Annotated in this window: 7 protein-coding genes and 1 pseudogene (1 of these 8 running past the window's edge); all 8 read left to right on the forward strand. The window is 54.5% G+C overall.

Annotated elements, in window-relative coordinates; genetic code table 11:
- Positions 1-267: RNA polymerase-binding protein DksA (locus GTN70_09155; protein NIO17152.1), on the forward strand; the 267-nt coding region annotated here is incomplete at its 5' end.
- Between the two features lie 30 nt (positions 268-297).
- Complete coding sequence (gene galT, locus GTN70_09160) at positions 298-1,296, forward strand: galactose-1-phosphate uridylyltransferase (protein ID NIO17153.1); 999 nt, start codon at positions 298-300, stop codon at positions 1,294-1,296.
- Between the two features lie 24 nt (positions 1,297-1,320).
- Entirely contained in the window at positions 1,321-2,793 is a 1,473-nt protein-coding gene (gene glgA, locus GTN70_09165) for a glycogen synthase GlgA (GenBank protein NIO17154.1), read from the forward strand.
- A complete protein-coding gene (locus GTN70_09170; GenBank protein NIO17155.1) occupies positions 2,786-5,260 on the forward strand; it encodes a GAF domain-containing protein in 2,475 nt (824 codons plus the stop codon). Before glgA ends, GTN70_09170 begins: the two co-directional genes overlap by 8 nt.
- Positions 5,229-6,308 carry an aminofutalosine synthase MqnE gene (gene mqnE, locus GTN70_09175; GenBank protein ID NIO17156.1) on the forward strand — a complete coding sequence of 360 codons (1,080 nt, stop codon included), beginning with the start codon at positions 5,229-5,231 and terminating at the stop codon, positions 6,306-6,308. The genes GTN70_09170 and mqnE overlap by 32 nt, the downstream gene beginning before the upstream one ends.
- Entirely contained in the window at positions 6,299-7,396 is a 1,098-nt protein-coding gene (mqnC, locus tag GTN70_09180) for a dehypoxanthine futalosine cyclase (GenBank protein ID NIO17157.1), read from the forward strand. The genes mqnE and mqnC overlap by 10 nt, the downstream gene beginning before the upstream one ends.
- A 59-nt stretch (positions 7,397-7,455) precedes the next feature.
- Complete coding sequence (locus GTN70_09185; GenBank protein ID NIO17158.1) at positions 7,456-9,210, forward strand: diguanylate cyclase; 1,755 nt, start codon at positions 7,456-7,458, stop codon at positions 9,208-9,210.
- Between the two features lie 27 nt (positions 9,211-9,237).
- Positions 9,238-9,695, forward strand: a pseudogene (gene serS / locus GTN70_09190) (serine--tRNA ligase) (it continues 791 nt past the right edge of the window).

Below are 9,695 nucleotides of genomic sequence, written 5' to 3' on the forward strand. Positions count from 1 at the left end.
GATATGACGGGCGATAATGCCCCTTTTCCCGACCCGACGGACAGGGCACTGCTCGAGTCGGACAGAAATTTCATGCTCAGGATCAGGGACAGGGAGAGAAAGCTGATAGTGAAAATACAGGAAGCGCTGAAGAGGATCGATGACGGGACATACGGGGTGTGCGAGGATTGCGGGGGGAGTATTTCAGCGAAACGTCTCATGGCGAGACCCGTCACCACCATGTGTTATGACTGCAAGGTCGATTCAGAAGAAGAGGAAAGAGAATAATCCAGCAATAGACGCCAGCCGGAGGTAATAATGCCTGAGCTGCGAAAAGACCCCATTACGGGCAGGTGGGTCATTATCTCTACGGAAAGGGCAAAGCGGCCTCACGATTTTGCCAGGGATGACGCGAAGAGAAAGGGCGGGTTGTGCCCCCTCTGTCCCGGTAACGAAAAGATGACCCCACTCGAAGTGTATGCAATCAGGGAAGATGGATCTCTCCCGAACCGCCCCGGCTGGAATATACGGGTGGTGCCCAATAAGTTTCCTGCCCTCATGATAGAGGGCGACCAGGGAAAGGGCGCAGAGGGGATATACGACAGGATGAACGGAATCGGGGCTCATGAGGTCATACTCGAGACGCCCGACCATGAAAAGGACATATTCGATTTTGACACGAAGGAAATTGAAAACGTTGTTATCGCATACAGGGAGCGGGTTTTGGACCTGAAGAAGGATTTACGCTTCAAATACGTCCTGGTCTTTAAAAATCACGGAGAGGAAGCAGGCGCGTCCCTCGAGCACAGCCATTCCCAGTTGATCGCACTCCCCATCGTACCGAAAAGGGTTTCAGAGGAGATAGTCGGTGGATACAACTATTTCCGTTTTCGAGACCGCTGCGTATACTGCGATATCGTTGACCAGGAACTTTCAGCAAAGGAGCGGATCATCGACGAGAATGCGGACTTCGTTTCCGTTGCCCCCTATGCGCCGAGGTTTCCCTTTGAAACCTGGATAATTCCGAAAAAGCACAGCGCCGTGTTCGAGACAACCGATAACGCTGAGCTTTCCTCCTTTGCCGAGTTGGTCCTCCTTACACTCAGGCGATTGAACGCCGTCCTCTCAAACCCGCCCTTCAATTTCGTGATCCACGCGTCTCCATTCAACGTGGGTGAGATCGAGCATTATCACTGGCATCTGGAAATTATCCCGAAACTGACGAAGATAGCGGGTTTCGAATTCGGGTCCGGATTCTATATCAACCCAACCCCCCCGGAAGAGGCGGCCCGGTACCTGAGAGAATCATCTTCATGATATTTTTTTCGCCAAGGTAGTGATATGAAAGTGCTTGTCGTATCTTCGGAAATGGTGCCTTTTGCGAAAACGGGGGGTCTTGCGGACGTAACAGGAACCCTGCCGAAGATGCTCATGAAAAAGGGCCTGGAAGTCGCCTGCATTCTCCCGAAGTACCGGTCGGTGACCGGGGAGCGATATTCGCTCGAAAACACCGGCGTGAAGATCAGGGTGCCGATCGGCAACAGGGCGGAGGAGGGCGGTATTCTCTCTACCGTCCTGGGCGGCGGGTTGAGCTGTTATTTTATTGAAAACGAAAGGTATTTCAACAGGGAGTATCTGTATGCCACAAAGGACGGGGATTACGTCGACAATGCCGAGCGGTTCATCTTTTTTACGAGGGCCGTTTTCGAGTTTATCGTCAGCCGGGGAACCCGGTTCGATATCATACACTCCAACGACTGGCAGACCGCCCTCATCCCCGTCTACCTGAGGACCCTCTACAGCGGCTTCGACATCTTTGCGGAAACGGCATCTGTCTTTACGATACACAACCTGGGGTATCAGGGCCTCTTCTGGAGCCACGACATGCCCCTGACCGGTCTGGGGTGGGAGATGTTTACCCCGAGAGCCCTGGAGTTTTACGGAAAGATGAACTTCCTGAAGGGGGGGCTCGTTTTTTCCGATGTGCTCAATACGGTGAGCGAGACCTACGCAAAGGAAATTCAGACGGCCGAATTCGGCTTCGGCCTCGATGGTGTGCTCTACGGGGAGAGGGAAAACCTCTTCGGGATTCTCAACGGAGTCGATTATGAAATCTGGAGCCCTGAGTCGGACGGATACATACGGGCAAATTACACCAGAGATGATCTGTCGGGGAAGGTTGAATGCAAAAAGGACCTCCTGCAGGAATACGGCTTCGCTGTCTCCGATGTGGAAACCCCGGTGATCGGGATAATTTCGCGCCTCGTGGCCCAGAAGGGTTTTGACATCCTCTACGAGATAGGAAGCGAGCTTGCAGGTCTCGATGTGAAGTTCGTCATACTGGGGACGGGGGAGAGGAAGTACGAGGATTTCTTCCTGGAGATGGCCGCAAGATACCCTTCCAAATTCGGCGTGAAGATTGCCTACGATGATGCTATCGCCCACAAGATAGAGGCGGGAGCCGATATGTTTTTGATGCCATCGCTGTATGAGCCCTGTGGCCTCAACCAGATCTACAGCCTCAAGTATGGGACGGTTCCCGTTGTGAGGAATACGGGGGGGCTTGCCGATACGGTCGTAGATGTCGATGAGGACCCGGAGAGGGGAACGGGTTTCAAGTTCTCCCGTTACCGCGCAACCCATCTTTTTGGTGCCATTGTCAGGGCCCTTTCTTGGTATCATAAAAAAGAGGAATGGAAGGAAATGATGGTACGGGGAATGGAGCTGGACTTCTCGTGGGACGTTTCCGCATCGAAGTACGTTGAGCTCTACAAAAAGGCCCTCGAAAAGAGGGGTGTCCACACTTATGAATAAGCACGGAAGTTCTTCCATTGAGATAGTTTCCAGGATCGTCGAGGTATCGAATTCAAACATACAGGTTGAAAACAGGCTGAAGTTCATATGCGACATCCTGTCACGGGAGTTCGCGGTCGATTGTGTCTGTATTTACAAGCTCCCGGCCCACTCCCTCTATCTCGAGCCGTGGGTATCCTCGACCATATCCGTTGAAGACTGTCTCCACCAGGATTTCAAGGTAAGGCTGGGCGAGGGGGTTTCCGGCATGGCAGCGTGGAAGAGGCAGCCTCTGTTCGTCGAAGACCTGCAAAATACCCCCCCGGGAGTCTCGGTGGTTCCGTCGGAAACAAGGGATTTTGTTTCCATATATTCGGTTCCCGTGAAGGACGACGTGTACCTGTACGGCGCGATGAATTTCTCTTCACGGAAGAAGAGGGATTTTAGCGCAAGGGAAAAGGATATCATCAGGGTAGCCTCAATGGAGGTTGCCGGCGCCATCAGGAATTCACGGCTTTACCGGGATGCCCGCAAGAGGGTCTCCGACCTGCTCACGCTCAACGAGATATCGCGCGCCATAACCTCTTCCTTCAGGCTCAGCGATATTGTTAACTACGTGACGCGGACGACGACGAGGATAGTCGAGGCAGACGGATGTTCCCTCAGGCTGTACAATCACGCAAAAAAGTCATGGGAACTTCAGGCCGAGGAAGGTTTCGTCCAGAGGGGGCTGGCGAGAGAACCGAGGCAGGTCGGCAGGAAGATCGCCACCTACATTCTGCGGGAAAAGAGACCCCTGCTCATAAATTCTCTTGAAGACTCTCACTACTACCGTGAGCTGAAGAGCAAAGGGGTCTCGTCTTTTCTGGGTGTCCCGATTGTTTCGAAAGGCAAACCTCTGGGGGTCATACTCTATTACCGGTTCGGCGAGGGAGAAACCACCTTCGATCACGAGTGCCTCAATCTCGTTCAGACCATTTCTACCCTCCTGGCAAACGTCCTGGAAAATGTGAAGATGTACAAAGAGGCAGCGGACCTTGCCAGGGAGAACCAGTTTAAAGTGAAACGCCTCCAGACCCTCTACGACGTGGCCCGAACACTCATGTCAACCATAAAGACGGAAAAGTTGCTCAGAGTCATGCTCGATTCCCTCACTTCCCCCGGAGGCTTGAACTATTCCCGGGCGATCCTCTTTCAGATCTCCGCCGACGGAAAGCTCCTCGTGCCGAAAATGGCTTTCGGCCCGGTTACGAAAAAGGACGCGAACGAGCTGAGAAAACTCTACAAGAAGGTGGAAGACGCGGGGGCCAAAAGCGAGCAGCTCGGCAGGCTTCAGGAGAAGTTCTGGAAGCAGGTTGCCGATTACCGCATCCCCCTCTCCTGGAATGACGAATGCGTGATAGCGAAGGCTGTTTGCGAGGGAAAAGCGGCAACCTCCACGGAGGGGTGCAAGAGAGTGCTGAAATTCCCGGACAGCTTCTGCTCCCTTCATGCAGACTCCTTTGTCGTGGTTCCCATGCTGGTAAAGGGGACGGTACGGGGGGCGGTTTACGTTGACAACATGTTCAGGGAGCGGGAGCTCACGGAGGAGGATATCCACCTGCTGACCATGTTTGCCTCGGAAGCGGGGCTTTCGCTGGAGAACTCAGAGCTCTACGAGAACCTGGAGAAGGCGCTGAGCGCCCTTCAGAGCACGCAGGACAGGCTGATTCAGAGTGAAAAGCTCGCTGCCCTCGGTGAGATGGCTGCCCAGCTTGCACACGAGATCAAAAACCCGCTGACGGTTGTGGGTGGTTTTGCCTCGCGTATGCTGAAGAAGATCCGGCTGGAAAAGGTCGACATTGACCCGAAGTCAATCGTGAACTACGCCAGGGTGATCGTCAAGGAGGTCAACAGGCTGGAGAGGATATTGAACGAGACCCTCTATTTCAGCAGGGTGGAGAAGAGGCCCACCTTTGAATCCGTCGAGATGCATTCTCTTATCAGGGAAGTGCTCGCCCTTTTCCGTGAGGAGTTCGAGGAAAACTCCATAGAGGTGAGGACATCTTTTTCAGGCGATGTCGACACGATAAATGTCGACCCGGACCAGATCCGTCAGGTGGTCTGGAATATCATCTCAAATGCCGAGCTCGCAATGGAGAGCGGAGGGATCTTAACGGTTAAAACCAACAGGATAAACGATCCCTTCCCGGGAGTTGAGATCGTGATTTCGGATACCGGTGGCGGCATCCCCCCGGAGGTGACGGGAAATATTTTCAACCCTTTCTTCACCACGAGGCCCGGAGGGACGGGGCTCGGCCTGCCGATCGTGCACACGATCGTGACCAGGCACGGCGGGCTGATCAACCTCGACAACAGGGTGGGGGAGGGGGTTATCTTCCACGTGTTCCTTCCCGCGGAACCCGAGAAAATAGTCTACGAGCGGGAGAAGGAACTGATGTTCAGAGGTGGAATAGATGGATTCAAGGATGAAAGCGATCTCAGATAAGGTACGTGCCGGAGAGAGGATAACGGAGTCCGATGCGTTGTACCTCTTCCAGTCAGAGGATATCTTTTCGATAGGGGAAATGGCCTCCCTGGCAAACGAGAAAAAGAACGGGAATAATTCCTACTTCATCATCAACAGGCACATCAACCCCACGAATATCTGTGTGAACAGGTGCAAATTCTGTGCTTTCAGCAAGAACAGGGAGGAGGACCTCGCCTACGAGATGACCCTCGATGAGGTGGTTGCCAGGACGAAGGAGGCCGTTTTACAGGGAGCGACGGAGATCCACCTCGTGGGGGGGCTTCATCCTGATTGGCCTTTTGAAAGATATATAGAAATGCTCAGGGCGATAAAGCAGGTGTCGCGGGCCATGCATATACAGGGTTTCACGGCCGTTGAGATAGATTACTTTTCTCGGATTTCGGGTTATGGCATAGGGGAGGTTCTCGAACGGCTCATCGATGCAGGCCTCGGCAGCCTTCCGGGCGGGGGAGCAGAAATATTTTCCCCCACGGTGAGAGAAAAGATCTGTCCCGAGAAGATTTCCGGTGAACGGTGGCTTCACGTCATGGAGAGCGCCCACAAACGGGGGCTGCATTCAAACGCCACTATGCTCTACGGTCACGTAGAGGACTTTGCCCACCGGGTTCACCATTTGGAGCTTTTGCGCCGGGCTCAGGACAAAACGGGCATGTTCCAGGCCTTCATCCCCCTGGCGTTTCACCCGAAGAACACGGAAATCTCCAAGGGATTCACATCGGGCATCGATGATCTGAAAACCCTATCAATTGCAAGGATTTACCTGGACAACTTCGACCACATCAAGGCATTCTGGATAATGCTGGGAGAAAAAATTGCCCAGCTCTCCCTCATTTTCGGTGTCGATGACATCGACGGCACCGTGGTGGAGGAGAAAATCACCCACGCGGCGGGGGCGAAGACATCGGAAGAGCTCGCGGTGTCGGAAATCGTGGGCCTGATAAAACAGGCGGGAAGAACGCCGGTGCAGAGGGATACTCTCTACAACGTGGTGAAGGTGTGGAATTGATAGATGCGATCCTTTCCAGGGCTGTTTCGGGGAAGAGAATTTCCGACCCCGAGTGGAAGAAGCTATGGGATGGAGCCTCTCTCTTCGATCTGGGGAGGGCAGCCCACCAGCTCCGTCTCGCCAGGACTGACCCCCGGACGGTAACCTTCATCATAGACAGGAACATCAATTACACGAACGAATGTGTTTCCGGCTGTGCCTTCTGTGCGTTTTTCCAGAAACCCGGCTCGAAGGGGGGATACGTTCTCTCCCATGAGGAGCTCTATGACAAGGTGAAGGAGGCGAAAGAGCTGGGCGCCACCCAGATTCTTCTGCAGGGAGGGCTTCATCCGGGTCTTGACCTTGCCTTTTTCACGGGGATGCTCCGGTTTATCAAAGAGCACTTCGACATCAACATACACGGATTTTCACCTCCCGAGGTCCTGCACATCGCCCGCAAAGCAGACAGGTCTGTTGAAGATACACTCGCGGTGCTCGCCGATGCGGGCCTCGATTCCATTCCCGGCGGGGGCGCCGAAATTCTCGACGACCGTGTGAGGGGGAGGATAAGCCCGCACAAGATATCCGCATCGGGATGGATCGATGTCATGCGCAAGGCCCATGGCCTGGGGCTTCCCACCACGGCCACGATGATGTTCGGCAGTATCGAGGAGAGCGAGCACATCCTGAATCACCTGAGGCTCCTGAGAGAGCTTCAGGATGAGACAGGCGGGTTTACCGCGTTCATCCCCTGGTGCTTCCAGCCAAAAAACACCAAACTGTCAGGCTCTTCCGATTTCGCCGGACGAGAGGACACCTTCCTGCGCGGCGTTCCCGGGTACCTGAGGGTCCTGGTCCTCTCGCGGATATATCTTGATAATTTTCAAAATTTCCAGGTATCGTGGGTAACCATGGGGCTCAAGGTGGCCCAGATAGCGCTCTTTTTCGGCGCCAACGATTTCGGTTCGCTCATGATAGAGGAGAACGTGGTCCGCGCCGCCGGGGTAAGCTATCACAGCGAGATCGGAGACATTCTGGGCGCCATCCGGGGAGCGGGCTTTCATCCAGCAGTCAGAAACACGACGTACAGGATTCTTTATTCCTGTTGAATATAGACTGACCTCTGTGTTATTCGGACAGAAACCCGGCGGGCGTCGCGGAGGTGGGAGTGGCCTGGCACGAGAAATTGAAGGCGAGATTGCTGGTTCCCATATTCATCGTGCTTTTCGTGTCGATGGTTGCAACCCTCTCTTGGCTCTACTTTGTGGGGAGGGAACGGCTGCTCGAAAGAGCGGGCAAGGAAACGGCTCTGGTGAGTGAGGTCATAAAGGCCGGTATCCGGAATCAGATGATGGGAAAGTCGCCCGATGTGATCCAGGAGACCGTTCGCCTCATCCAGCAAGAAGCGGGGCTCAGGGAAGTTTCGATCGTAACGAAAAAGGGGGTCGTTGCCTACTCTTCCCGTGAGGACCGGGTGGGAAAAAAGATGGGGCAGCAAAGCAGCACATGCATGATATGCCATGGAAGCACGGGCCAGGCGGAAAAACACACGATTGTCATGAAGGAGGAGAGCGGTGAAAGGATATTCCGCTCCGTCAGTCCGATCGAGAACCAGATACAGTGCCGCAGCTGTCACGGGCGCGATGGAAATCTCCTCGGTGTCCTGATCGTCGATCAACACATAGGGAGTATCCTTCCCGACATAAAGGGTGTCCAGAAGTCCCTGGTTGCCTTCGGGTTAATAACGGTCGTCGTCATCGGGGGAATCCTTTTTCTAATCGTAGAAACCCAGGTGGTGAGGCCGCTCAGGATGATCATGGAGGGTGCGAAAAAAATCAGGGCCGGGAACCTCGATACGAGAATAGATCTGAACGTGCGGGGAGAGATGAGCGAGCTGGGTGGAGTCTTCAACTCCATGGTGGAGGGCATCGGGGAACGGATCGGGGAGATCGAGGAAAAAAATTTCGAGCTTGTCACGCTCTATTCGATGCTGGAGCGCATCACCAGGACCATCAATTTGAGCGAACTTCGAAGAATCGTCCTGGATATCATCATGGAGATGTTACACGGCGTGGAATACGGCGTCATCGTTATCCGGCTCGCCGATGAAGAGAGAGTCGAGCTGTATTCCCGGAGGGTCCATGACGAAAGGACAGTGGACATCGCATTCGATCCCGACGACGCAGAGGCATACCGGACTTCCATAAGCCCCGCCTTCATGAAGATGTGGCTCGCGGGGGGGCTTACGGAAGGCATATCCACCGATGGAGAAAGCGGCCTGCTGTTGCCCCTCGTTGTCAGGGAGAGGAGCCTGGGATTTCTCTATGCTCTAAAGGAGAAGGGCGGAAAGTTCACCGAAAGGGAGCGGGCATTCATGCACGCCCTGGTCTCTCATATTTCCGTGTCCCTTGCAAATTCCCGGCTCTACACGATTGCGATCACCGACGAGCTGACGGGAGCGTTCACCATAAGGTATTTCCAGCAGGCCCTCGAAGACGAGGTGGAAAAATGTCAGCGGTACGGGCAGAAGGTCTCTCTCCTCATGATCGACCTGGATGATTTCAAATCGGTCAATGACGGATACGGACATCCGGCGGGAGACAGGACGCTCAGGGATTTTTGCGGGCTCGCACGCGATGCAATCAGGGATGCGGACGTCCTGTGCAGGTACGGCGGGGAGGAGTTTGCCGTCATCCTCCCGGAGACGGACAGCAAAACTGCGATGGTCATTGCCGAGAGGATACGCCGGCGAACACAGGAGAGGGCTTTCGCTTTTGAGGGCAATGATATCAGGGTTACCGTCAGCGTGGGCGTGGCCTGCTGTCCCGGAGATGGCGCAAACGTCGGGGATCTTGTAAGTGCATCAGAAAGAGCGCTTTCCAGGGCGAAGGAAGAGGGTAAGAACAGGGTTGTGTCCTGGTAAACGGTAGAAGGTCGCAAGGAGTACAGGGTGCTCGATATCCGATACGTAAGGGAAAACATCGAAGCGGTCAGTGATGGGATGAAGAGAAGGCAGATGGAGCCGGACCTTGCCCCCTTCGTGGAACTTGACCGGAGAAGAAGGGAGGTTCTCTTCGAGGTGGAGAACAAAAGGGCCATGCGGAACAAAGCCTCCGAGGAAGTGGCGAAGATGAAGAGGGAAGGAGAGGACATTGTCGCCGTCACCCGGAAGATGCGGGACCTCTCCGGTGAGATAAAGGAGCTGGAGTCCGAGCTTTCCCTGGTCGAGGAAAAGCTCGAGGAGCTGATGATGGGCATACCCAACCTGCCCCACGACACGGTGCCGACGGGAACCACGGAAGAGGAGAACCTTGAAGTGAAGGTGTGGGGCGAAAAGCCCCGCTTCGACTTCGAGGTGAAAGATCACACGACGCTCGGCGAAGAGCTGGGGATCCTTGACTTTGAGAG

Source organism: Deltaproteobacteria bacterium (assembly GCA_011773515.1).
In the GTDB taxonomy this organism is placed as follows: domain Bacteria; phylum Desulfobacterota; class Deferrimicrobia; order J040; family J040; genus WVXK01.

Bases quoted from the DNA above. Each gene is read 5' to 3' on its own strand.
- GTN70_09170 (NIO17155.1), top strand. From the start codon at position 2,786: ATGAATAAGCACGGAAGTTCTTCCATTGAGATAGTTTCCAGGATCGTC.
- mqnE (NIO17156.1), top strand. From the start codon at position 5,229: ATGGATTCAAGGATGAAAGCGATCTCAGATAAGGTACGTGCCGGAGAG.
- galT (NIO17153.1), top strand. From the start codon at position 298: ATGCCTGAGCTGCGAAAAGACCCCATTACGGGCAGGTGGGTCATTATC.
- glgA (NIO17154.1), top strand. From the start codon at position 1,321: ATGAAAGTGCTTGTCGTATCTTCGGAAATGGTGCCTTTTGCGAAAACG.